This is a genomic window from Mesorhizobium sp. W067, from assembly GCF_054719525.1.
This window is the reverse complement of record NZ_JBTTII010000001.1, coordinates 60785-82763: the sequence shown is the minus strand read 5'-3', so window position 1 is coordinate 82763 and position 21979 is coordinate 60785. Positions and strand designations below refer to the sequence as shown.

Genomic DNA, 21979 nt, shown 5'->3' with positions numbered 1-21979 from the left:
TGATAGGCAAGCGGAACGCTTTTGTCTTCCCTTCCATGATGGGCATTCTGGGACGGGCATTTCTGGTCGGAAATCACGACCCGGCGATGAATTCCGTGGATGAGGACCGATTGGCCGCGCTGGCGTCTTGTTTCAATGCCGGGCTGCACTCAAATCAGCTGTCTTCGCGTTTGCGCAGACATCGGTCCGATCCGCCGCAACCAGCCGGAGCCTTCCGGGGAGACCGCTCTATGAGTTTCGACCAGACGACTGTCGCCGCCTATCTGGAAGTCATCACCATCAACCTTGTGCTGTCGGGCGACAATGTCGTGGTGATCGGCATGGCGGCCGCAGGCCTCGCCAAGGCGTTGCGGCAGAAGGCGATCATCGCCGGCATTGCCGCGGCGGCGGTGATCCGCATCGTCTTTGCGGTGATCGCGGTGCAGCTGCTGGAAATTCCTGGGATCATGCTGGTCGGCGGCATGCTTTTGTTCTGGGTGTGCTGGAACATGTTCCAGGAGTTGCGCTCGGCCGGCGACGGCGAGGACGTCGACACTGAAGCCGCAGCACTTGCGACGGCGCGGCCGGCCAAGGCGCTGCGCACCGCGATCCTGCAGATCGTCGTCGCCGATGTCTCGATGTCGCTGGACAATGTGCTGGCCGTGGCGGGCGCCGCCGCCCACGACATGAATGCGCTGGTGTTCGGTCTCATCCTGTCGGTGGTTCTGATGGCGGTCGCCTCGACGCTGGTGGCGGCGCTGCTTGCCAGGTATCGCTGGATCGGCTGGCTCGGTCTGGCAATCATCGTCTATGTCGCGGGAAATATGACTCTGAACGGCGTCGAGCAGATCAGAACGGTCGACTTCCACGCGCTGCTCTCGCCAGTTGCAAGCTAGATCCTCCTGGCGATCAAATGATATCGAAAATCCGCCCTGGGTTGAGAATGTTGTGCGGATCGAACGCCACCTTCAGCCGGCGCATGGCTGATAGTTCGGCGTCGCTGCGCACGAGGTTCAGCCATTTCTTCTTGTCGAGGCCGATGCCGTGCTCGGCCGAGACGGCGCCACCGCATGCCGCCACGCCGCGATAGATGATCTCATAGGCGGCCGCCGGTTCCGTGGTGTCGACCTGATAGTGCAGATTGCCGTCGCCGAGATGGCCGAAGACGTAGATCTCGGCGCGGCTGTCGACGGCGTGGATCGCGGCTTCGGCGTTGCGCAGGAAACCCGCCATGGTCGCCAACGGGATGCTGATGTCGACGCCGATCATGCCCTCGATCGCAAACAGGAAGCGGTTGGCCTCTTCGCGCACATCCCATAGCGCACGGAATTCGCGCGGCGACTGCGAGACGACCACGTCGTCGACGATGCCGTCCTCGACCGCCTGCATCAGCACCGAAGCGAAACGCTCGCCGTCCAGCTCGGCCTGGTTGCCCTGGATCTCGGCCAAAACATAAACCGGCGCGCCGGCAGGCAGCGGCGCCGGCGCCGCCATGCCGGCAATCATGGCGCCGTAGAGCGGCGAGAAGTTTACCTCATAGGCCGAAAGCAAGGGCCCGAGCCGCTGCTTGAGCAACCCCAGCAACGCAATCGCCGCCTCCAGCGAGCCAAGGGCGCAAAAGGCGGCAACCTCGGTGGCGGGCTTGGGATGCAGCCGCAGGCAGGCGCGAGTAACCACGCCCAGCGTGCCTTCGCTGCCAATGAAAAGCTGGTTGAGATCGTATCCCGAATTGTCCTTGGCCAGGCCACGCAACGAAGTCAGGATCGAGCCGTCGGCAAGCACGGCCTCCAGCCCCAGCACCTGGGCGCGGTACATGCCGTAGCGCAGCACGCGAATGCCGCCAGCATTGGTGGCGATGTTGCCGCCGACCGTCGCCGTGCCGCGCGCGCCGATATCGACGCCGAACATCAGGCCGGACGCATCGGCCGCTTCCTGCACCATTTGCAGCGGCGCGCCGGCTTCCGCGATGATGGTTGCCGCGGCGCGGTCGGGCGCTTCGACCGCGGTCATGCGCTCCAGCGACAGCACCGCTTCGCCCGGCTGCACGCGCGCGCCGCCGGCTAGCCCGGTGCGGCCGCCATGGACGACCAGCTTCTGGCCGATACCACTGCATAGGCGCAGGATTTCGGCGACGTCGGCGGCGTTGCGCGGACGCAAGACCAGTTCGGGCTGGCCGCCGCCCTTGCCGGAGAGGTCGTCGCTGTAGCGCGGATCGATAGCATCGCCGATCACAACCGCGGCGGCATCGAGCCGACGATAAAGCTGGGAAAGAAGCCGATCGATCTGTTGTGTCATGGTGCCTGGACTGTTTCAGCGCTCTTTGTGACCGAGACTTTGATGCGCGACAATTTTCGCGTCAATTGAACAAATTTACGCACGGTATAATCTGTCATTGCGCGTTGAACCCACTGACGTTTCCTGTAAATTTCGTCTGCCGTTGCGTGGCGGACGCGCCGGCTGCAGGACCGTGGGCAGCGTCAAGGGATGACCGAGGTTCTGGCGCGTGCCAGACGAGGATTGAATGCCAATGACGCACAAGACGATGGAGGATTTCGCCCGCTCCTGCGGCGTCTCCAGGCCGACGCTGTCGAAATATTTCGACGATCCGACCAGCGTCAAGCCGGCAACGCGCAAGCGCATCGAAGAGGCGTTGCGGTCGTCCGACTACCAGCCCAATCTGTTTGCCCGCAACCTCAACCGCAAGCGCACCCGCGCCATCGGCATTGTCGTACCGACGGTCACCGATCCCTTCTATTCCGAAATGGTCAGCCGCATCGAGCTCAGGCTGCGCGACGAGGGCTACTGGCCGATCGTCATCTCCTCGCATGGCTCAACCGAGCTCGAAATGGAGGCGACACGTACCATCCTGTCGCTGAAAGTTTCGGGCGCGCTGATCGCGCCGCTCGGCTTGCGTTCGGACCGGCGCACGCTGGAGAAGCTGACCCAGACAATGCCGGTCGTCTATTTCGACACCTATCTTGAAGGCGGCACGCCCTTTGTCGGCAACAACAATGCCCAGAGCGTCTCGACCATCGTCGACTATCTCTGCCGCTCCGGCGACGCCCCGATCTATTTCGACATCCCGCATGTCAATCACAATTCGCCGGAGCGCCTGAACAGTTACGTCGCCGCGATGCGTCAGCTTGGCCAGGAGCCGGTGGTTATCGGCGACACCCGAGACTACACATGGGATTTCGAGCGCATCGGCTACGAGCAGATGGAACAGATGCTCGGGGCCAGCGGCCTGCCGGGCAAGACCAGAGGTCTGCCCGGCAAGACCGGGGGTCTGCCCGGCAAGACCATACTGTGTGCGAATGACCGCCTGGCCTTCGGCGTGATGGCGGCAGCCTTCGCGAAAGGGCTGAAGATCGGCCGCAAGGCCGATTGCGACCTGCGTATCGCCGCCCATGACGACCATCCGCTGAGCCGCTACACCTGCCCCGCACTGACCACCATCGCGCAGGATTTTGCCGCCATGGCGGGGCGCAGCGTCGAGACACTGCTCGCTTTGCTCAACGAGGATAGGGCAAACGTCGCGCCGAAGGTCAGCCTCGACGCCGCCCTGGTGATGCGTCAGTCCGCTTGAGCCTTTCCAAAGGCAGGATCGAAGCTTCGCCACGCGGCAATGGCGGCGGCAACCGCCTGTCTCGCTGCCGGGCCGTGACGGCCCATCGAGACGAAGCCGTGGATCTGACCGGGCCAGTGTTCCAGCACGACCGGCACGCCGGCCTGCTGCAGACGCCTGGCATAGGCCTCGCCTTCGTCGGCGAGGATGTCGTGACCGGCGATGGCGATGAAGGTGGGCGGCGCACCGGCGAGGCTTTCCGCCTTCAGCGGTGAGGTACGCCAGTCGCCGATGTCGGCGGCATTGCGGATATAATGGTCGCGGAACCAGGCCATGGTCGAGGCGGTCAGGCCAAAGCCTATGGCGAAGCGGCGATAGCTGTCCGTCGTCTGCCCGGCATCGGTGTTGGGATAAAACAGCAGCTGCGCTGCCGGCGGATTTTTGTCCCCCCGCGTGAGCAGGCCGAGCACCGTAGCGAGATTGCCGCCGGCGCTGTCGCCGGCAACCGCAATGCGGGCAGCCTCGATGCCGAGCTCGTCCGCGGCGCTTTGCATGTAAGCAAGTGCCGCTCGGCAATCCTCTATTGCCGCCGGGAACTTGTGTTCCGGCGCCAGCCGGTAGTCGACGGAAACGACGACAGCGACTGCCTCGTTGGCGAACCAGCGGCAGATCTCGTCATGCGAGTCGAGATTGCCGATCACCCAGCCGCCGCCATGGAGATAGAGCAGCGCCGGAGCGCCTGCCGAAGGCGCGCCCTGCCCGCGATAGATCCTGAGCCTCAGCGGACCGCCGGGTCCTGCAATGATGCGCTCGCTGATCGACGCGACCAGCTCGCGCTCGCCTTGCAGGGTCGGGAAGCCTTCATTGTAGGCACGGCGCGCCTGATCAGGCGTTCCCGTTTCGAACGGCGGCGCGCCGGCCTGGCTGCCGAGCTCGAGCACATGCCGGGCCTCCGGATCGAGTGTCGACGGGGACGGTGGCGATGTCACGGACGAATCTCCCGTCAGGCAAGCAGGGTTGCGGCTTCGTCTTCGCCAAGCAGCGGCGGCTGGTCGACCGTGCCGTTGACGGCAACCGAGCCACGGCTTTCGCCCGAAGCCAGGATCGCCTCCATGATCTCAAGCACATGCAGCGCCAGCTCACCGGAGGCGCGCGGCTTTCTGCCCGCGGCCAGCGCGCGCGCCAGATCGGCGACGCCGAGCATGCGGTAATTGGCGCGGTCGGGCGCGGAATAGGGCCAGTTGCGGTCGCCATAGAGTTCGCTCTCGCTGGCGAAATCGGCCCAGTCGGCGCCACGCTCCGACAGCGAAACGGTGCCGCCGAACGTGTCGGGGTCGGGCAGCCTGAGCGAGCCTTCGGTGCCGTGCAGTTCGATCGGATGGTTGGAGTGTTTGAACACGTCCCAGGAGGCGCCGAAGGTGACGGTGGCGCCGGAACGGAATTCGAGCAGCGACACTATGTTGGTCGGCGTGCCGACCTTGAATGTCGTGTTCTTGAACGGCCCGTCGGCCGTGATCAGCCTCTCCTCCTGGCCGTGCGTCGCCATCGCCATGACGCGCTCGACCGGTCCGAGCAGGTTGACCAGCATGGTCAGGTAGTAGGGACCCATGTCGAACACCGGACCGCCGCCGGGCTGATAATAGAATTGCGGATTGGGATGCCAGTGCTCCATGCCCCGTCCCATCATGAAGGCGGTGCCGGTCACCGGCTTGCCGATCGCGCCGTCATCCATCAGCCGGCGCGCGCGGCGGCCGGCTGCACCCAGGAATGTGTCCGGCGCCGAGCCGATCAGCAGGCCGCGCTTCGCGGCCTCGGCGACAAGGCGGCGGCCGTCGGCGGCGGAGGTTGCCAGCGGCTTTTCGGTGAAGACATGCTTGCCCGCCGAGAGCGCTGACAACGAAATGTCGAAATGCGCCGCCGGGATGGTCAGGTTCAGCACGAGGTCGATGTCGGGGTCGGCGAGCAGCGTGTCGACGCCAATCGCTCGGATGCCGTACTCGCTGGCGCGCAGCTCGGCCATGTCAGCGGAAATGTCGGCGCAGGCGCGTAGCTCGACACCACCGAAGAGCGCTGCATTGCGCAGATAGGTCATCGAGATGTTGCCGCAGCCGATGACACCGATGCCGAGCTTTGTCTCTGACTTTCCGTGCATTTCCAGCTTTCCTCCGAAGCCAAGGGCATGCTGCACGAACCGTTGCAGTTCCCACGCCCCCCCGCAATCCGCTATACAGGATTTTAAATGTTGACGCGCGTAAAATTTTTATAGAGCTTATGAGAATTCTGGCGCGCATTGGGAGGCCGCCAGCGCGAGGAGGAGAACATGACCGGCATGAAAAACGGCCGACGGCCGCTGCGAAGCCCGTGGGTCATGCGCGTCTTCCGTCGCGCATCAGAGACCGGGACGGCTTCAGGCATAGATCACCTTGGCCCCGACCCTATCAAGCTCACCGCGTATTGGACCGGGCAGGCCATCGTCGGTGATCACCACATCGACGGCCGACAGCGAAAATGCCTTGGACGTCCCGCTGACGCCCCATTTGCTCGAATCGGCGAGCAAGACAACGCGCCGGGCCATGCGAACGAGGTTCCGCTTCGTTCGCGCCATGTCTTCGTTCACGTCGACCACATCCAGTGACGAGTCTATCGCATGCGCTCCAACAAATACCTGATGCGCTACCAGGCCGCCGAGAGCCGTATCGGCATCGGTGATCAGCGTGCTCACCGTGTCGGGATAGACCCGGCCGCCGATCATATGAACGTCGAGCCCGGGACGATGCATAAGATGCTGCACGATATTCATGGCCGTGGCCGCGACCACGACATTGCTGAGCGGCGGTAACTGCATGGCAAGCTGCATCAATGTCGAGCCGCCGTCGAAGATGACCGACTGGTTGTCCTCGAACAGGTCCAGCGCCGCCCGGGCGATGCGCTTCTTTGCGTCGAGGTTCGTTTGCATCCGCCGCGCGAACGCGGCCGTCGTCGAATCGGTGGTCCGGGTCACCGCCCCTCCACGGGTCTTGGTCAGCAGTCCCTTGCGGTCCAGTATTTCGAGGTCGGAGCGCACCGTGACCTCCGACACGCCAAACCCGTCCGACAGGTCCTTGATGCGAACCTGTCCGCTGCGTTGCACCTCGCCCAGGATCGATTGGCGTCTCTGCTCCGACAACATTGCCCTGCCCTTGCCTGCCTGCGCCGAGCAATCGCGCCGGCCTCGGCTCACCTTACCGGAAATATGCAGATTCGAAAGCTTTCGAAAGATTGTTTTTCTTTTTTCTTTCGGAAACACTGGATCGAGCATTTTTAAACCAACCGATCAGGGAATTTTGGACTCATGAGCCTAGGAACCAAGGTGCGCCTCGCGCGCCTCTTCTCGCATCCATCGGGGAACCTTTTTGGCGGCGCGGTCGACCACTTCGTCGGCTATGGCGACGTGCGCAAAGGCGGCCTTGCCGACCTGCCGGGTGCGCTCGCACGCGTCATGGCGGGCAAACCCGACTATGTCAGCATCCAGCCTGGCACTGCGCGCCATCTGTGGCCGCAATATGCGGGCAAAGCTTCCCTGGTAATTCAGGCGGGCTGTTTCACCGCGGACGATCGCATCAGCGAACTGATCGCAACGCCCGAGGATGCGGTGCGCGCGGGCGCCGATGCGTTGGCCGTGGCCATTCCGGTGCGCGGCGCGACGGAGGGCAAATACATACGCTGGCTGACCGATTCGGTGAATGCGGCGGCCCGCTACGGCATGCCTGTGGTGGCGCATATCTACCCTCGCGATTTCACCGACGGAGCAAAGATCGTCTTCACCCCCGACGAGATCGCCTATGCGGCGCGCATCGGTTACGAGTCCGGCGTCGACGTGATCAAGATCGGCTACACCGGCGATTTCGAGTCGTTCCGGGAGACCGTCCGGACCTGCCCGGTGCCGGTTGTCATCGCGGGCGGTCCAAAGACCGATACGCTGCTCGGCGCGCTTCAGCAGACGGCGGACGCCATCCGTGCCGGCGCGCGCGGCGCCGTGGTCGGCCGCAATCTCTGGGGGCACGGCGATCCGGAGAAGGCAGCGCTTGCCTTTCGCGGCGTCATCCATGACGGCCTTTCGGCGCAAGACGCCCTGGCGAAGGCGGGTGCCTGAACGATGCCCACCATCCCCTCGATCCTCGGCTTCGGCGCTATTGCGATCGACGACATCGTCTACGTCGATCAGCCATTGTCGGCGGGCAAGGGTAAGGTTCTGCAAAGTACCCGCGCCTTCGGGGGAAATGTCGCGACGGCGCTGGCCGCCGTCGCGCGGCTCGGCGGAACCGCCGGGTTCGTCGGATGGCTGGCCAGTGCCTCGGACAACGCGGTGCAGCTCGATCTCGTGGCGAGCGGTATTGAAACCGCATTCGCGCCGCGCCATCCCGACGCGCGCCCGGTGCACTCGCGGATCACCGTCGGCTCGGACGGGGAAAGGTTCATCGCGTATGACGACGACGCGATGCTGGGCACCGCTCCGGACTTTCCGGACGATATCCTCAGCCGCGCAACCGTCCTGATCGTAGATAGCTATGCGACCGGGTCGCTGGATGTCGTGGCTCGGGCTCGCGATCTCGGCCTTGCGATCCTCGGCGATATCGAATGGAGCAGCGGCCCCGCCACGGAGCGGCTGATCGCGCTCTGCGACCATCTCATTGTTCCACTTAGCTTTGCACGGACTGCCACGGGGCGCCGATCGCCTGCCGAGATGCTCGATGCCTTGTGGTTGCCATCGCGATCCGCCGTGGTTCTGACCGATGGAGGCAGGGGTGTGTACTATCGCGGCCGTGAAGAGACAGGTCTCTGGCACCTGCCCCCGCACCGGGTTGCGGTCGTCGACTCCACAGGCGCGGGTGACTGCTTTCATGGCGCCTATGCCCATGCGTTGACGCGCGGAGCCGACACCGCGGGCCGGGTGGCATTCGCGGCCGCGGCGGCGGCCGTTTCGATAACGGGGCGTGGCGGGCGCGAGGCGCTTCCGACCGAGGACCAGGTCACGCAACTCCTGGCATCGGCGAACGCGCCGTCAGCAGTCGACCTGAAAAATGCGCATGTGGATGCTGGAGCATGACCTGAAACGATCCGACGAAACATTTCGCAGGCGAACACAAGCCCAGGAGAATCATAAAAATCAGGGCTTATACTTGTGGAGGGAGGAATATGGCAGAAGTCATTCTTGAGAAGATCTGCAAAACCTACGGGAACAGTTTTCGCGCAATCGACCAGTTGAACCTGTCGGTCAAGGACGGCGAGTTCTTGATCCTCGTCGGGCCTTCCGGCTGCGGCAAATCCACGGCGTTGCGAATGATCGCGGGGTTGGAAGACATCACCAGCGGCAGCCTTCGGATCGGCGGGGTCGACGTCGTCGACATGCCGCCCAAGGACCGCGACATCGCGATGGTGTTCCAGAGCTACGCGCTCTACCCGCATATGACGGTATCCGAAAACATCGCCTTTTCGATGCGGCTGGCAGGCAAGCCGAAGGCCGAGCGCAAGAAGCGCGTGGACGAGATCGCCAAAACTCTTCAGCTGACGTCTTTGCTGGACAGCAAACCCGCGAACCTGTCAGGCGGGCAGCGTCAACGGGTTGCCATGGGCCGCGCCATGGTGCGCGAGCCGGCCGCCTTTCTCATGGACGAGCCGCTTTCCAATCTGGATGCGAAACTGCGTGTGCAAATGCGCGCCGAAATCACCAGCCTGCAAAAGCAGCTCGGCGTCACGACCATTTACGTGACCCACGATCAGATCGAAGCGATGACGATGGGCGACAGGGTCGCGGTGCTGAAAGGCGGTGTGCTGCAGCAGGTCGACACACCCAAGAGGCTCTATGAATCGCCGGTTAACGCCTTCGTTGCCGGCTTCATCGGCTCTCCTTCGATGAACCTTTTCGAGGCGACCCTGAAGGGCGGCGAGCTCGCTTTTCGCGACTTCGCCGTCCGGCTGCAGGATGCAGCCTTCGTGCGCAGGCCGGCCTTGAGGTCGTATGCGGGGCGCAAGGTCGTGTTCGGGATCAGACCGGAGGATCTTTATGACAGCAGCCTTGAATCCGGTCGCAAGTATCAGACGATACCGGCCAGGGTGACCTCGATCGAGGAACTCGGCTCCGAACAGATCGTCCACATGAACATCGACGCGGTCCGGGTGGACTCCGGCGATCCGGATGCGGTGGACGATTTCGGCCTGGCATCGAACGCGGTGGCGAGGTTCGAGCCGATCAGCGCCGTCCGCTCCGGCTCGGAAATCCGGTTGGCCGTGGATGATGCCAAGTTCCATTTCTTCGATCCCGAAACGCATCTGGCGATCTGAAGATCTGCGGAAGACCGCGGGCGGGAGCGAGGTGCCTGCGGAAGATACAAGAAGGCTTCTGAATGAACAGACGACCGTCCGCATTGTGCGGCCGATCTTGAAGAAGGAGGAGAAAATGATGTTTCGGATACGACCCGCGATGCTGAAAATAGCCGCGGCCGCATGGTTGCTTGGTGCAACCGGCGCCATGGCGGACACGACGCTGGAATTCACCCAATGGTGGGAGCCCGAATTGCCGGCGGGATCGCTCAGGGCAATCATGAACGACTTCGAGGCTGCAAACCCCGGCATCAAGGTGACGCTGGTCAGCGGTCCCTATGCGACCACGCGAGACCAGATCTCGGTCGGCGCCGCAACCGGAACGCTCAGCGACGTCGTCGGTCTCGACGGCGCCTGGGTGAACAATCTGAACGCGCAGGGTGCGCTGGCCGACATGAACCCGATGATGGATGCGAGCGGGTTCGACAAGACCCAGGTCGCGGATATCATCAAGGTGGACGGCAAGGCGGTGATGTTTCCCGTGGCTTCGTTCGTCTATCCGGTCTTCGTCAATCTGGACCTCGCCGCCCAGGCAGGCGTGACCAAGCTGCCGTCGACCCGCGCGGAGTTTCTCGAAGCCGCCAAGAAGATGACCCATGCCGACAAGAACCAGTATGGCTGGGTGCTGCCGCTGTCGCTGCAAACGCCGTCCGGTGTCCAGAACGACCTGATGTCGTGGGTCTGGGCCTCGGGTCAATCGATGATGGTTGAAGGCAAGCCGGCTCTCGAGGGCAAGCCGGTCGTCGATATGCTCACCTTCGTCAAATCGCTGAACGACGCCGGCGTCATCTCGCCCGGCATTGCCACCAAGACCGAGCAGGAAAAGGTCGAGGAATTCGTCAACGATCGGGTCGGAATGATGATCGACTCGCTCGCGCATGTGAATCTCATCCGCAAACGCAATCCCAAGCTGAACTTCGACCTCATCCCGGTCCCAGTCGTGGCGGACTACAACGGCAAGCGCGGCCTTCCCTATGCCTCCTGGGGCATCGGCATCTCTGCCGCCTCGAAACATCAGGATGAAGCCTGGAAGCTCGTCCAATATCTGATGAGTGAAAAGGTGAATGCCAAGCTTGTGTCGCTTGCAAACGCCTTCCCGGGGAACGTCAACGCCAAGCCCGATTTCGTGACCTCGGACAAGGCTTTCGCCAAGGCTTTCGAAATCTTCAAGACCGGCTATCTCGCCAACGAGTTCACGGGCCTGCCGGTGGCTGAAGACCTGATGACCCAGTTCGACGTGGAGGCTCAGAAGATGCTTGCCGGCGAGCAGTCTCCGGAACAAGCCGCAACCAACGCTCAAAAGGGCTGGATGGCGAAATTCTGAGCGGCCCATTGCCCGTTTGCTATCTTCCACCGGGTGGCCCGGCCTCGGCCAGGCCCCCCGTCAACAACGGATCGCAATTTGAGATGGACCTGTTTTTGAAGCGCACCTTCCTCCTGAAGGCACATCCCAGGGGTCGCACATGACCGGGCAGAAGCGCTCCCACCATCGACTGAAACGAGCGGTCGCACCCTATCTCTATCTGTCACCATCGCTCCTCATAATCGGCCTTCTGATGCTGCTGCCGATGGTGACGGTGATTGGCTATTCGTTCCAGAACAGCGCGGTGCTGCGTCGCGACCCGTCCTTTGCCGGACTGAAACACTACCAGGCGATCTTTGCCGATCCGGTGTTCTGGGCCTCGCTGTGGCACACGCTCTACTTCACCTGCATGAGTGTCGTCTTCCATATGACCATCGGCATGCTCTTCGCACTCATGCTGAACAGCGACCGCATCAATCCGACGCTGCGCAACATTCTGCGCGTGCTGTACATACTGCCCTGGCTGTTCACCGCGGTAATTATCGCGGTGATCTGGCGCCTTCTGCTTGAGCCGAATGGTGTCGTGAACAGTGTTCTCATGCAGATGGGCATCATCGGTTCCAAGGTCGAGTGGTTTTCCTCGCCCGCGACCGCGCTGCACGCCGTCACCTTCGCCAATATCTGGGCGGGCTACCCGCTTTTCATGGTCAGCCTGCTCGCAGGCTTGCAGGGCATTCCCGAGGATTTCTACGAGGCCGCCGATATCGACGGCGCGAAGGCCTACCAGAAGTTGATCTTCATCACCATTCCGCAGCTGATGCCGATCATCATCAGCATCTCGCTGCTCGACTTCATCTGGACCATGCAGGTCTTTCCATTGATCTGGATAACGACGGGTGGCGGTCCGATCTACTCGACCGAGGTCCTCAGCACCTACACGTACAAGCTGGCGTTTTCGAGCTACAACCTGTCGCAGGCCTCGGCGAGCGCCGTGGTCATCCTGCTGATCTCTCTCGGCCTGACGCTGTTCTACATCCGCTATCAAAAGGCTCGGTAGTCACATGAGGAAAATGCACACGCCGAAAGACAGGCTGATCACCGCCGCGCTCCATGTCGCGCTTGCCGCAGGGCTCTTTTTCGCGGCCTTCCCGATCTACTGGATGCTGAGCAGCTCGTTCAAGTCGAACACCGAAATCTTTGCCCTGCCACCAACCGTCCTGCCGAAGGCCTTCACGCTGGAAGCGTATGCGGCCATCCTGGGCGACCCGGTAAAGCTGCGCTTCTTCTTCAACAGCTACTTCGTGGCCGGAGCGGTGACCGTGCTGACGGTGCTGATCGCCTTGCTGGCGGCCTATGGGTTCAGCCGTTTCAATTTCCGCGGCAAGGGCAGCCTCAACACTCTCATCATCAGCACGCAGACGATCCCGCCGATCACGCTTTTGATCCCCTTCTTCGGGCTTGTCGTCTCGTATGGCATCTTCGACACCTATGTCGCGCTGATCCTGACCTATCTGGTGTTTACGCTGCCCTATGCGATCCTGCTGATGACGGGATATCTGAACACCTTGCCCCGCGACCTCGATGAAGCGGTGGCTGTCGACGGCGGCACCAGTTGGACCGCACTGTGGAGGGTGATCGTCCCGATTTCACTGCCTGGTATCGTGGCGACGTCGGTCTACACCTTCCTGTTGTGCTGGAACGAATTTCTCTTTGCGCTGACACTGACGAAGTCGACGTCCATGCGCACCGTCCCGATCGGCATCCAGTTGTTGATGGGGCAACACGCATTCGAATGGAACCAGATGATGGCGATGAGCGTGCTCGGCTCGCTGCCGCTCCTGGTCATCTACCTGGTTGCCCAGAGGTTCTTCCTCGCCGGCATGACCGCAGGGTCGGTCAAGTAGGATGTCCCTCCAACGGAGGTGGATCAAGGAATGAAAGGATGACCGTGAAAGACCTGAAAGTCGGCTGCCAGACCTTTACCTGGGAAATGCTCGGCGACCGTTTTGCCGGCGGCCCGGACGATCTGCTCAAGGCGATCGCCGATGGCGGCTATGCCGGCATCGAGATCACCGACACGATGATCGGCCGCTATGCCGGCAAGCCGGCGGAGTTCGCGGCCGCGCTGAAATCATCCGGACTGACGCTCGTCTCCTTCGCCTTCGGCTCGAAGAGCGGTTTCACGCTCAGGGATGAGATCGGCGCCGACCTCGAGACCGCCAAACGCTGGATCGACTTCGCCGCCGCCTTTCCCGGCGCGCTGGTGTCGATGGGCTCGGCCACGATCGTTTCCGACGGGCCGCGCGACGGCAAGTTTGCCATCGCCGCCGAGGTCTACAACAAAGCCGGCGAGCTCGGGCGCGAGGCTGGCGTCCAGGTCGCGGTGCATCCAAGCTCGCATCACAACACGCTGCTGTTCGACCGCGCCGACTACGACCGCATCTTCGGGCTGCTCGACGCCTCGCTGGTGGGCTGGGTGCCCGACACCGGCCACATCTTGCGCGGTGGCCAGGACATGGCGGATACGCTCACCACTTATCGCGACCGCATCCGCTATTTGCATCTGAAGGATGTCGACGCGAATGGAACCTGGGCGATGCTCGGCAAGGGCGTCTGTGACACGGCGAAGGTGATCGAGATCGCTGGTGCTGCACCCAATTTCAACGGCTGGCTGGTGCTGGAGGAAGAATCCGAAACGGCTGCCGCCGACCCTGCCGGCGCCGTCAAAACCAACCGCCAGACAATGCGCGGCTACGGAGCCTGAGACGATGACGACGAACAAGCCCCTGTCCGGCCCCGCCGCAATTGCCGCTCTGCCGCGCAACCGGCTTATCGGCGAGTTTTCGCTGTGGTCGGCCGACCTCGCCAATATGGAGCGCGATTTGAAGCGCATCGAGACCCATGCCGATGTCCATCATATCGACGTCGCCGATGCCCGCTTCACCCCTGGCTTCCTGTTCTTCCCGGATCTGGTGACGCACATCGCCAAGCTCACCGCAAAGCCTATCCATGTCCATTTGATGGTCGAAGCCGAGATCGTCGAGGAACAGACGCGCCAGTTCATCGAGGCCGGCGCCGACCTGATCAGTGTGCACGCCGAAAACGGCGAGACCGGTCTGCGTGCCGTGAAACTGGCGCGTGAACTCGGGGCCGAGGCCGGCGTGGTGCTGCGGCTGGAAACACCGGTCGCGGCCGTCACGCCGTTCCTGCCGGAAGTGGCGTTCGTGACGCTGCTCGGCACTTCCATCGGCGTCAAGGGCCAGAGCCTGTCCGATCAAGCGTGTCCGCGCCTGATCGAGGCGCGCGCGCTGATGCGCAAAGCCGGCCGCGAGGCCGACATCGTGCTCGCCGCCGATGGCGGCATCCGCCACGAGACCGTGCCGCTGCTGCGCGCCGCAGGTGCGGAAACCGTGGTGCTGGGCTCGCTGGCCTTCGGCGATCCCGACCTTGCCCGGCGCATGGCCTGGCTGCACGGGCTGGAGGTCGCCGCCTGATGACCAAGCTTGCGCTGGCCTTCGATCTCGGCGGCACGGCGCTGCGCGGTGCGCTGGTCGAAAGCGATGGCCGCATCGTCGCTCATGCTTCAGCGCCGACGCTTGCCGGTGCGGGATCCGAGGCGGTGATCGGCCAGATCGTCGCTCTGGCAGGCACGCTGCTTAGGGAACACCCGCAGGCAAACGTCGCCGGCATCGGCGTCGGCGCGCCGGGACCGCTCGACCCCAAGGCGGGCATCGTGATCGCGCCGCCGACGCTGGCCGGCTGGCACGACGTGCCGCTGATCGACATTCTGGGGCAGCATTTCGGCCTGCCGGTGCGGCTGGAAAACGACGCCAATGCGGCGGCGCTCGGCGAATGGCGTTTTGGCGCCGGACGCGGCAGCGGATCGCTCGTGTTCGTGACCGTATCGACCGGCATTGGCGGCGGCGTCGTCGCCGATGGCCACATCTATCACGGCAGGCGCGGACTGGCGGCTGAGATCGGCCACATGACCATCACCGGCGAAGGCGACCGCTGCTTCTGCGGCGCCATCGGCTGCTTCGAGGCTGTCGCATCGGGAACCGCGCTTGGCCGCCGCGCGACGCGATTGACCGCGCCCGGCGACGGCTCGCTCTTACGACGGCTGTCAAATGACGGTGACGTCTCGGCCAGGCATGTCGTAGAGGCTGCCAAGGCCGGCGACGCCAACGCTCTCGACCTGATCGAGGCGGAAGCAAAATGGCTGGGCATCGGCTTCACCAATCTCTTGCATCTCTATTCGCCCGATCTGATTGTCATGGGTGGCGGCCTTTCCAACGGGTTCGACCTTCTGGCACCGTCGATCAGAGCGGTCATCCAGCAGCGAGCGATGCCGGCATATCGCGACGTGCCGGTCGTGCAGGCTGAACTCGGCGACCGCGCCGGGCTGATCGGCGCCGCGAGCCTGATCCTGTGGGAAGGCGAACCGGGTGCGCCGCTGGCGATGGCGCAGGACGACAAGGACAGAGGCGCGACCGCCGATGCCACGGAGGCACGCCATGGCTGAACTCGAGCTGCGCGGCGCGCGCGAAGATGGTGAATGGTCCAGTTTGAATGCAGCGCCAAGGTCCCCGAAGAGGACCCCTACCCTTCGCGATTCCAGCTGGCGTATTTTCGGATCGTTTGCCGCTTGTCTTCCGACAAGCCAACAAGGAGATTCTCCTCGAGATAGCCTTGCCGGATGAGATTGGCGAAGACCTGTATTAGCTGTGAATAGCGATAGTCGAACATCTGGTCGATCTTCCGTCGCTGCTGCCGCAGAAAGTCTTCGACATCCCATATTTCGGAAGGCGTTGCCGCAACGTGGGCCCTGCTCTTGAGTTCAGCCAACGTCTTGTCGAGAGCCACCTTCAGCGCTGCGTCATAGGCAGTGCGGGCGACTTTCTTTTCGGACGGAGACCATTTCTCACCAGCGGTCATCGACTGTCTCTATCATGTTCGCGGCGGCCGTCATCCGGTAACCCTGGGACGCAGGACCCCGCCTTTGGGACCAATCTATTTTCCGCAATGGTGATCGTTGACCTTGTTCAGCGCATTCGCGTCCGGCCCGACCCGGTCGTAAGAGCACGGGCCGGCCGCCGTGGTGATCAGCATTTTGTCATAGTAGCGCGGGCCGCCGAACAGGGCGTAGATGAGGTCGCGATGGGCGGGGACGTAGCGTTCGGGTTCTGGCTGACGATGGCGATGCTTGTCCTTGGCGACACCCGCTGTGGACAGGCTGCAGCCGACAGCGAGAGCGAGCATGCAGGTCGCAAAGATCTTGGTGGTCATCGGCAGTACCCCTTCTGACGGTTCGGAATCGCAGCATATCCAAAAGCGCCTGCCGAACAAAGGTTCCCTCGCCGCCATTGCCGGCTGGTGCCGAAATCAGCCCGCACTGCGCGCGCGCCGCCGTTCGGCTGCAACCAGGAGGTCGACGAAAGCGCGCACCTTGGCCGGCCTGAAGCGCGCCGGCGGGAAGACGGCATGGATGCCACCGGACGGCAAGGTCCAGTCCGCGAACACCCGCACCAGCCGGCCGCGCGCAATGTCGTCGGCGACGCTGTAATCCGGAAAGATGCCGAGGCCGATGCCGGCCAGCACGCAGGACAGAACGCCCGGTGTCTTGTCGCAACTGACGACAGGGTTGAGTTCGGCCAGCACCGTTTCCGTGCCCCTCGAGAACAGCCATTGGCCCACCCCGCGCAACTGGGCGTTGCCGACCCAGGGCAGCGACTTCGCCTGCCTGGGCTCGGCATTCCCAGGCAGCATCTCGGCCAGTTCCGGGCTGGCGACAACGAATTGCTGCAGGCTGCCCAGCCGCCGTGCCAGATTGCTGGAATCGGCCAGCCAGCCGACGCGGATGCCGAGATCGATCTGCTCGTCGACCAGGCTGCTGACCGCATCGTCGAAGATCGTCTCGACCCGCATTTTCGGGTATTTTCTGATGTAGGCGGCGATGGTCGGCGCCACGACCTTCTCGCCATAATCGAGCGGCGCCGTCAGCCGCAGCGTCCCCGTCGGCTGCGCCGCTCGCTGCGAAATGTCGCCATAGGCTGCCTCCGCCTCGCGCAGGATGATCGCGGTCCGGTCATAGAACAGACGACCCTCTTCGGTCGCCGTCACGCGCCGGGTCGTGCGCCGCAACAGCGTAGCGCCAAGCTCTTCTTCGAGCTTGCCGACCTGATGGCTGACCACAGCCTTGGCAACATCGAGACGGTCGGCAGCGGCCGTGAACGAGCCGGTCTCCACCACGGTGGCGAAGTAGACGAGCCGGTTGAGATTGAGGAGTTCGGTCACAGGCCGCTCATTGTCTGATTTTATCAGACAGTTTGTATGATTGATCGCTATTTTTCGCAAGCGGTCCAGCTGTCATCTATCGGGCAACAGAATGAGGCCGCCATGACCAATGCAACCCTAACCTATCTTTTCGACCCGCTCTGCGGTTGGTGCTATGGCGCCACGCCGATGCTGGATCGACTGGCCGCCGGCGGGACCGCACTCCAACTGCTGCCGGTGGGGCTTTTCTCCGGTGCCGGCGCGCGGCCGCTGGATGCAGGTTTTGCCGCCCACGCCTGGGACAATGACCAGCGCATCGCGCGGCTGAGCGGACAGCGCTTCAGCCAGACCTATCTCGACAATGTGCTCAATGTCAGCGGCACCTTGCTCGATTCTTCCGCTGCCACCATGGGCATCAGCGCCGCCGGACTGGACGACTGGCGCCAGCGACTTGCGGCACTGAAGGCGATCCAGCATGCCCGCTATGTCGACGGCCGCGATATTGTGACGGTTGACGGCGTCGCCGCGGTACTGGCCGACGCCGGCATGAGCGACGCGGCAAAGCTTTTGAAAGCGCCGACGCAGGTGTTTCTGGCGAAGCATGACGACCTGGTCAGCCGCGGGCGGACATTGTTCCAGCGGCTGCATGCCAATGGCGTTCCCGCGCTGGCGGTGATCGGCCAAACGGCGCCGCGCCTGATCGGCGCCAACGCGCTGTTCGGCAGCTACGACAATCTCGTCGCTCACATCGAGGCGGCGTAGTCCCAGAAATTCTCCCCAGATGAAATTCTCCCCAGACGAAAGGAAAATCCCCATGAAAATCGCACTTATCGGCGCGTCCGGCCAGGTCGGCTCCCGCCTGCTTAAGGAACTCTCCGATCGCGGGCACAGCATCACCGCCATTGCCCGGCATCCAGACAAGATCGCGGCACTTCCGGGCGTGACTGCCAAGAAGGGCGACGTCTTCGACAAGGATGGCCTTGCCGCCCTGATCAAGGGTCATGACGCGGTGATCTCCTCGGTTCATTTCCTCGACAGCGATCCCGATACGCTTATCGCAGCCGTGCGTGCTTCCGGCGTCAAACGCTACCTCGTCGTCGGCGGCGCCGGCAGCCTTGAGGTTGCGCCCGGCAAGCGCCTGGTCGACACGCCGACCTTCCCTGATATCTACAAGGCCGAGGCGCAGAAGGGCGCCGACTTCCTCGACACGCTGCGGACGGTCGACGATCTCGACTGGACCTTGCTGTCGCCCTCGGCGCTGTTCGTCGCCGGGGAGCGGACCGGCAAATACCGCATCGGCAAGGACACGCTGCTGACGTCAGACAAAGGCAGCAGCATTTCCTTCGAGGACTATGCCATCGTCATGGCGGACGAGATCGAAAAGCCGGCGCATATCAAGCAGCGCTTCACGGTCGGCTACTGAGTGCACTTCATTGACAGGCGGGCCACTCGACGGAGCGGCCCGCGTCGGTTCCTATCGACGATAGTGCCATCGGAGCCTCCGATGGCACTATCGCTTTCTTCCGTTTCCACTCCTGCCGCCGGTCTGCGACGCTCGCCGGAGCGGTTCAGGACAGGAACGGAAACATGGCAGACATCGCAAAATCGAAAATCGCTATCATTGGCGGCAGCTCCGGAATGGGGCTGGCGTTGGCAAGGCGGTGCCTGGACTCAGGCGCCGAAGTCATCATCGTCAGCCGCAGTGAAGCCAGGCTCAAGCGTGCCGGCGAGGCGCTGCAGAACCCTTCCGCTTTGAGCGCCGTCGCGGCCGATATCGCCAAGGAGGATCAGGTCGCTGACCTGTTCAAGCGAATTGGCCGGCTCGACCATATCGTCAGCACCGCCGCCGATATCGAAGGCGCCTATGAGTTATTGCCTGCGATCGACCTGAAGGCGGCGCAGAGAGTCGTCGAAAGCAAATTCTACGGGCCGCTGCTGCTCGCCAAGCATGGCGCGCCGCAGCTTTCGGCCAACGGCTCCATCACCTTCACCTCAGGCATTGCCGCTTACCGGCCGGCGGCGCGCGGCTCGGTCGTTGCCGCCGTCAACGCTGCGCTGGAAGGGTTGGTGCGGGCGCTGGCGGTCGAGCTGGCGCCGGTCCGCGTCAACGCCGTCTCGCCGGGCTGGGTCGACACGCCGATCTGGAGTTTTGTGGCCGGCGACAAGAAGGACGAGACGCTCGATGCAATGGCCAGGCGCCTGCCGGTCGGCCGCGTCGGACAGCCGGACGACATTGCCGATGCCATCGCCTTTCTGATGGGCAACGGTTTTACGACAGGGACGGTTCTGCATGTCGAGGGCGGTCACCGGCTGATCTGAGCGCAGCGAAATTCCTGGCCGCGGCCGCCAGCAGCAGTTTCAGCGCCGGCGGCTTAACCCGCCGGCGGCGCCAGATCATCACCAGCGACGCCGTGCGGGCCGACCCCGGCCACGGCAATTCGACGATCTCGCCGCGATCGAGCGCGTCGGCAACGGCCAGCCGCGGCACCAGGCCCATGCCGACACCAGTCGCCACCAGGCCCGCAATGGCGCCGATGCTGCCGACTTCGGCGGCAAGTTCTGGCGCTGCCATCTCGGCAAAGGCAGTGTCGAACAGATGCCGGTAGACGCATCCGGTTTCCGTCACCACGAAACGCGTCGCGGCGAGCGCGGCCAGGTCGCTCTGCCCCGATGCGGGCGCATGTTCGGGTGAGGCGACAAGGACCAGCGGCTCGGCCGATATCGTGCGCCGGGCCAGACGTTCGTCCAGACCGCCTTTGTCGAAACAGAAGGCGACGTCGATCTCGCCTTCTTCGAGCTGCCGCAGCAGGGCATCGCTGCCGGCGATTTTGAGCCGCAGACCGATCTCCGGGTGGTCGCCTCGAAAGGCCGCCAGCCATTGCGGAAGTTTGACAGTGGCAATCGTCTCCAGCGCGCCGACCGTAACCGTTCCGGCGGTCATTCCCGTCGTTGCCTCGACGGCAATACGCGCCTCCTCCGCCAGTTGCAGAATCTCTTCCGCATAGGGTTTCAGCGCGTCGCCGGCCGTCGTCAGGTCGAGGCCGTGGCGCGAGCGGATGAAGAGGACGACGCCAAGTTCGCTTTCCAGCGACTGGATCTGGTCGCTGACGCTCGACTGCGCCAGATGAACCTCCCGCGCTGCACGGGTGATATTACGGTGCCGCGCCACGGCGAGGAAGGTCTTGAGCAATCGTGGGTGCATGCCGTTTCCGGATCTGTCTCTGTTCGACATTTCGGGCTTGGCTGGTCCACTTGCAACCCTGGTCCATGCGCAACCCCGGTCCATTTGCAACCCATTGACGCCGGCGTCATCTGGTTGCGGCAGACCGAAGGGCCAGAATTTCGCGGCAATGACCCGCAAGTTTTCCCACGGCCGGCGCGGTGGCCCAAGAGATCGCCTCTGGCAGATCGCATCGTACGTATGCTCTATGCCAAGCTGATTTCCAGCACCGATGGAAGGACCGACATGACCCGCCCGCAAGGAACCATCGCCCCGATCCTCACACCGTTCGAAAATGACGGCCGGATTGCTCGTGACTTGTGGATCTCACACGCCAAATGGGTGCTGGGCCAGGGCGCGCATTTCCTGTCGCCGTTCGGCACCACGGGCGAGGCACTGTCGCTCTCGCTCAATGAGCGCATGCAGGCGCTGGAATGGCTGATCGAGGCCGGCATTTCGCCGGCGCGCATGATGCCCGGCACCGGCGTCACCGCACTCCCCGAAACCGTCGAACTGTCGAAGCACGCGGTCGGCCTCGGCTGCGCCGCCGTGATGGTGCTGCCATCGTTCTTCTACACGGCCGCCGGGGACGATGGCCAGGCGCGCTACTACAGCGAGCTGATCGAAAGGGTGGCCAACCCGGCGCTGAAGATGATCCTCTACCACATCCCGCAGAACTCCGGCGTGCCGGTAAGCCCTGCCCTGACCGCCCGGTTGAGCGCGGCGTTTCCAGAGACGGTCGTCGCCTACAAGGATAGCGCCGGCGACTGGAACAACACGGCGGCGGTGATTGCCGCCGCACCCGACGTCGCGGTGTTCCCCAGCTCGGAGGCGCAACTGACCAAGGGGCTCGCCAGTGGTGGTGCGGGCTGTATCTCCGCGACCGTCAATCTCAACGCTGCGGCCATCCGCGACCTCTACGACGCGACGATCGCTGGCCAAGACGTCACGGAAGCGGACGCCGCGATCAGGGCGTTCCGCAAGGTGATCCAGGATGCAGGCCTGATCCCGGCAATGAAGGCCGTGCTGGCGGTGCGCTCCGGCGACAAACGCTGGCTGAACCTGCGCGCCCCGCACCAGAATGCAACGCTGGAAAGCGGCAAGGCGCTGCTCACGGCGCTCGGTCCCGCAGCCGATAATATTGGCCGCAACTGAGGCTCAGCACAGCGTCGAACCGCCACCGAGCGCCACGACAGCCAACGTCCGTCCCGATTTCGTGAAGTAACGTGCCGAGTGAAGCCCGGATTGTCTCCTCACAATGGAGCCGCTTTGTTCTACA

At 63.4% G+C, this 21979-nt stretch carries 23 protein-coding genes; 15 read left to right on the top strand and 8 right to left on the bottom strand.

Annotated features, from left to right (window positions below; translation table 11 throughout):
• The first annotated feature begins 230 nt into the window (after positions 1–230).
• Positions 231–875: a YjbE family putative metal transport protein gene (locus ACYG97_RS00395; protein WP_023732212.1), complete on the top strand. Its 645-nt coding sequence runs from the start codon at positions 231–233 to the stop codon at positions 873–875.
• Between the two features lie 13 nt (positions 876–888).
• On the opposite strand, the gene ACYG97_RS00390 is transcribed toward ACYG97_RS00395, so the two are convergent.
• Positions 889–2274 (bottom strand): FAD-binding oxidoreductase, encoded by a 1386-nt coding sequence (locus ACYG97_RS00390; RefSeq protein ID WP_023724280.1) that lies wholly within the window; start codon positions 2272–2274, stop codon positions 889–891.
• Positions 2275–2500: 226 nt separating this feature from the next.
• Here ACYG97_RS00390 and ACYG97_RS00385 point away from each other — a divergent pair, with 226 nt between their 5' ends.
• The gene (locus ACYG97_RS00385; RefSeq protein WP_031200553.1) at positions 2501–3565 is read left to right on the top strand and encodes a LacI family DNA-binding transcriptional regulator; all 1065 of its coding nucleotides are present in this window, start codon (positions 2501–2503) and stop codon (positions 3563–3565) included.
• Here the strand turns inward: ACYG97_RS00385 and ACYG97_RS00380 are convergent.
• The 3 genes from ACYG97_RS00380 to ACYG97_RS00370 form a co-directional block, all read right to left on the bottom strand.
• Complete coding sequence (locus ACYG97_RS00380; RefSeq protein WP_023732213.1) at positions 3553–4533, bottom strand: alpha/beta hydrolase; 981 nt, start codon at positions 4531–4533, stop codon at positions 3553–3555. The two genes, ACYG97_RS00385 and ACYG97_RS00380, sit on opposite strands and share 13 nt — an antisense overlap.
• Before the next feature lie 14 nt (positions 4534–4547).
• Positions 4548–5696 (bottom strand): Gfo/Idh/MocA family protein, encoded by a 1149-nt coding sequence (locus ACYG97_RS00375; protein ID WP_023732214.1) that lies wholly within the window; start codon positions 5694–5696, stop codon positions 4548–4550.
• Positions 5697–5951: 255 nt separating this feature from the next.
• Positions 5952–6713: a DeoR/GlpR family DNA-binding transcription regulator gene (locus ACYG97_RS00370; RefSeq protein WP_023682641.1), complete on the bottom strand. Its 762-nt coding sequence runs from the start codon at positions 6711–6713 to the stop codon at positions 5952–5954.
• A gap of 162 nt (positions 6714–6875) precedes the next feature.
• On the opposite strand from ACYG97_RS00370, the gene ACYG97_RS00365 reads away from it, so the two are divergent.
• The 9 genes from ACYG97_RS00365 (at position 6876) to ACYG97_RS00325 (ending at position 15729) form a co-directional block, all read left to right on the top strand.
• Positions 6876–7676, top strand: coding sequence for a beta/alpha barrel domain-containing protein (locus tag ACYG97_RS00365; RefSeq protein WP_023692211.1), 801 nt, complete (start codon positions 6876–6878; stop codon positions 7674–7676).
• 3 nt (positions 7677–7679) lie between these two features.
• Complete coding sequence (locus ACYG97_RS00360) at positions 7680–8630, top strand: PfkB family carbohydrate kinase (RefSeq protein WP_023732215.1); 951 nt, start codon at positions 7680–7682, stop codon at positions 8628–8630.
• 89 nt (positions 8631–8719) lie between these two features.
• Complete coding sequence (locus tag ACYG97_RS00355) at positions 8720–9865, top strand: ABC transporter ATP-binding protein (RefSeq protein ID WP_023686996.1); 1146 nt, start codon at positions 8720–8722, stop codon at positions 9863–9865.
• Positions 9866–9980: 115 nt separating this feature from the next.
• Entirely contained in the window at positions 9981–11228 is a 1248-nt protein-coding gene (locus ACYG97_RS00350) for an ABC transporter substrate-binding protein (protein ID WP_023729221.1), read from the top strand.
• 139 nt (positions 11229–11367) lie between these two features.
• Positions 11368–12264, top strand: coding sequence for a carbohydrate ABC transporter permease (locus ACYG97_RS00345; protein ID WP_023726309.1), 897 nt, complete (start codon positions 11368–11370; stop codon positions 12262–12264).
• A 4-nt stretch (positions 12265–12268) separates the two neighbouring features.
• The gene (locus ACYG97_RS00340) at positions 12269–13111 is read left to right on the top strand and encodes a carbohydrate ABC transporter permease (RefSeq protein ID WP_023686993.1); all 843 of its coding nucleotides are present in this window, start codon (positions 12269–12271) and stop codon (positions 13109–13111) included.
• Between the two features lie 38 nt (positions 13112–13149).
• The gene (locus ACYG97_RS00335) at positions 13150–13971 is read left to right on the top strand and encodes a sugar phosphate isomerase/epimerase family protein (protein ID WP_023732216.1); all 822 of its coding nucleotides are present in this window, start codon (positions 13150–13152) and stop codon (positions 13969–13971) included.
• 4 nt (positions 13972–13975) lie between these two features.
• Positions 13976–14701, top strand: a complete 726-nt coding sequence (locus tag ACYG97_RS00330; RefSeq protein WP_031261857.1) for a ribulose-phosphate 3-epimerase — start codon at positions 13976–13978, stop codon at positions 14699–14701.
• Positions 14701–15729 (top strand): ROK family protein, encoded by a 1029-nt coding sequence (locus ACYG97_RS00325; RefSeq protein WP_023732218.1) that lies wholly within the window; start codon positions 14701–14703, stop codon positions 15727–15729. Before ACYG97_RS00330 ends, ACYG97_RS00325 begins: the two co-directional genes overlap by 1 nt.
• Before the next feature lie 77 nt (positions 15730–15806).
• Here the strand turns inward: ACYG97_RS00325 and ACYG97_RS00320 are convergent, their stop codons facing one another.
• The 3 genes from ACYG97_RS00320 to ACYG97_RS00310 all read right to left on the bottom strand — a co-directional run bounded on the left by ACYG97_RS00320 (position 15807) and on the right by ACYG97_RS00310 (position 17501).
• The gene (locus ACYG97_RS00320) at positions 15807–16142 is read right to left on the bottom strand and encodes a hypothetical protein (protein ID WP_023704781.1); all 336 of its coding nucleotides are present in this window, start codon (positions 16140–16142) and stop codon (positions 15807–15809) included.
• A gap of 75 nt (positions 16143–16217) precedes the next feature.
• On the bottom strand, positions 16218–16493 hold the full coding sequence (locus ACYG97_RS00315) for a hypothetical protein (RefSeq protein ID WP_023732219.1): 276 nt from the start codon (positions 16491–16493) through the stop codon (positions 16218–16220).
• 96 nt (positions 16494–16589) lie between these two features.
• Complete coding sequence (locus tag ACYG97_RS00310; protein ID WP_023732220.1) at positions 16590–17501, bottom strand: LysR family transcriptional regulator; 912 nt, start codon at positions 17499–17501, stop codon at positions 16590–16592.
• A 102-nt stretch (positions 17502–17603) separates the two neighbouring features.
• Here ACYG97_RS00310 and ACYG97_RS00305 point away from each other — a divergent pair, with 102 nt between their 5' ends.
• The 3 genes from ACYG97_RS00305 to ACYG97_RS00295 all read left to right on the top strand — a co-directional run bounded on the left by ACYG97_RS00305 (position 17604) and on the right by ACYG97_RS00295 (position 19799).
• On the top strand, positions 17604–18242 hold the full coding sequence (locus ACYG97_RS00305; protein WP_023732221.1) for a DsbA family protein: 639 nt from the start codon (positions 17604–17606) through the stop codon (positions 18240–18242).
• Positions 18243–18294: 52 nt separating this feature from the next.
• On the top strand, positions 18295–18903 hold the full coding sequence (locus tag ACYG97_RS00300; protein WP_023667893.1) for an NAD(P)-dependent oxidoreductase: 609 nt from the start codon (positions 18295–18297) through the stop codon (positions 18901–18903).
• A 164-nt stretch (positions 18904–19067) separates the two neighbouring features.
• Positions 19068–19799, top strand: coding sequence for an SDR family oxidoreductase (locus ACYG97_RS00295; protein ID WP_023732222.1), 732 nt, complete (start codon positions 19068–19070; stop codon positions 19797–19799).
• Here ACYG97_RS00295 and ACYG97_RS00290 read toward each other — a convergent pair.
• Positions 19750–20682 carry a LysR family transcriptional regulator gene (locus ACYG97_RS00290; protein ID WP_023732223.1) on the bottom strand — a complete coding sequence of 311 codons (933 nt, stop codon included), beginning with the start codon at positions 20680–20682 and terminating at the stop codon, positions 19750–19752. The two genes, ACYG97_RS00295 and ACYG97_RS00290, sit on opposite strands and share 50 nt — an antisense overlap.
• A 264-nt stretch (positions 20683–20946) precedes the next feature.
• On the opposite strand from ACYG97_RS00290, the gene ACYG97_RS00285 reads away from it, so the two are divergent.
• Positions 20947–21855 (top strand): dihydrodipicolinate synthase family protein, encoded by a 909-nt coding sequence (locus ACYG97_RS00285; protein ID WP_023732224.1) that lies wholly within the window; start codon positions 20947–20949, stop codon positions 21853–21855.
• The last annotated feature ends 124 nt before the right edge of the window (positions 21856–21979 follow it).

What these genes read in the sequence shown, in the direction of transcription:
- ACYG97_RS00395 (WP_023732212.1), top strand. Translation starts at nt 231, where the DNA reads ATGAGTTTCGACCAGACGACTGTCGCCGCCTATCTGGAAGTCATCACC.
- ACYG97_RS00390 (WP_023724280.1), bottom strand. Translation starts at nt 2,274, where the DNA reads ATGACACAACAGATCGATCGGCTTCTTTCCCAGCTTTATCGTCGGCTC.
- ACYG97_RS00385 (WP_031200553.1), top strand. Translation starts at nt 2,501, where the DNA reads ATGCCAATGACGCACAAGACGATGGAGGATTTCGCCCGCTCCTGCGGC.
- ACYG97_RS00375 (WP_023732214.1), bottom strand. Translation starts at nt 5,696, where the DNA reads ATGCACGGAAAGTCAGAGACAAAGCTCGGCATCGGTGTCATCGGCTGC.
- ACYG97_RS00370 (WP_023682641.1), bottom strand. Translation starts at nt 6,713, where the DNA reads ATGTTGTCGGAGCAGAGACGCCAATCGATCCTGGGCGAGGTGCAACGC.
- ACYG97_RS00365 (WP_023692211.1), top strand. Translation starts at nt 6,876, where the DNA reads ATGAGCCTAGGAACCAAGGTGCGCCTCGCGCGCCTCTTCTCGCATCCA.
- ACYG97_RS00360 (WP_023732215.1), top strand. Translation starts at nt 7,680, where the DNA reads ATGCCCACCATCCCCTCGATCCTCGGCTTCGGCGCTATTGCGATCGAC.
- ACYG97_RS00355 (WP_023686996.1), top strand. Translation starts at nt 8,720, where the DNA reads ATGGCAGAAGTCATTCTTGAGAAGATCTGCAAAACCTACGGGAACAGT.
- ACYG97_RS00350 (WP_023729221.1), top strand. Translation starts at nt 9,981, where the DNA reads ATGATGTTTCGGATACGACCCGCGATGCTGAAAATAGCCGCGGCCGCA.
- ACYG97_RS00345 (WP_023726309.1), top strand. Translation starts at nt 11,368, where the DNA reads ATGACCGGGCAGAAGCGCTCCCACCATCGACTGAAACGAGCGGTCGCA.
- ACYG97_RS00340 (WP_023686993.1), top strand. Translation starts at nt 12,269, where the DNA reads ATGAGGAAAATGCACACGCCGAAAGACAGGCTGATCACCGCCGCGCTC.
- ACYG97_RS00335 (WP_023732216.1), top strand. Translation starts at nt 13,150, where the DNA reads ATGACCGTGAAAGACCTGAAAGTCGGCTGCCAGACCTTTACCTGGGAA.
- ACYG97_RS00330 (WP_031261857.1), top strand. Translation starts at nt 13,976, where the DNA reads ATGACGACGAACAAGCCCCTGTCCGGCCCCGCCGCAATTGCCGCTCTG.
- ACYG97_RS00325 (WP_023732218.1), top strand. Translation starts at nt 14,701, where the DNA reads ATGACCAAGCTTGCGCTGGCCTTCGATCTCGGCGGCACGGCGCTGCGC.
- ACYG97_RS00320 (WP_023704781.1), bottom strand. Translation starts at nt 16,142, where the DNA reads ATGACCGCTGGTGAGAAATGGTCTCCGTCCGAAAAGAAAGTCGCCCGC.
- ACYG97_RS00315 (WP_023732219.1), bottom strand. Translation starts at nt 16,493, where the DNA reads ATGACCACCAAGATCTTTGCGACCTGCATGCTCGCTCTCGCTGTCGGC.
- ACYG97_RS00305 (WP_023732221.1), top strand. Translation starts at nt 17,604, where the DNA reads ATGACCAATGCAACCCTAACCTATCTTTTCGACCCGCTCTGCGGTTGG.
- ACYG97_RS00300 (WP_023667893.1), top strand. Translation starts at nt 18,295, where the DNA reads ATGAAAATCGCACTTATCGGCGCGTCCGGCCAGGTCGGCTCCCGCCTG.
- ACYG97_RS00295 (WP_023732222.1), top strand. Translation starts at nt 19,068, where the DNA reads ATGGCAGACATCGCAAAATCGAAAATCGCTATCATTGGCGGCAGCTCC.
- ACYG97_RS00290 (WP_023732223.1), bottom strand. Translation starts at nt 20,682, where the DNA reads ATGCACCCACGATTGCTCAAGACCTTCCTCGCCGTGGCGCGGCACCGT.
- ACYG97_RS00285 (WP_023732224.1), top strand. Translation starts at nt 20,947, where the DNA reads ATGACCCGCCCGCAAGGAACCATCGCCCCGATCCTCACACCGTTCGAA.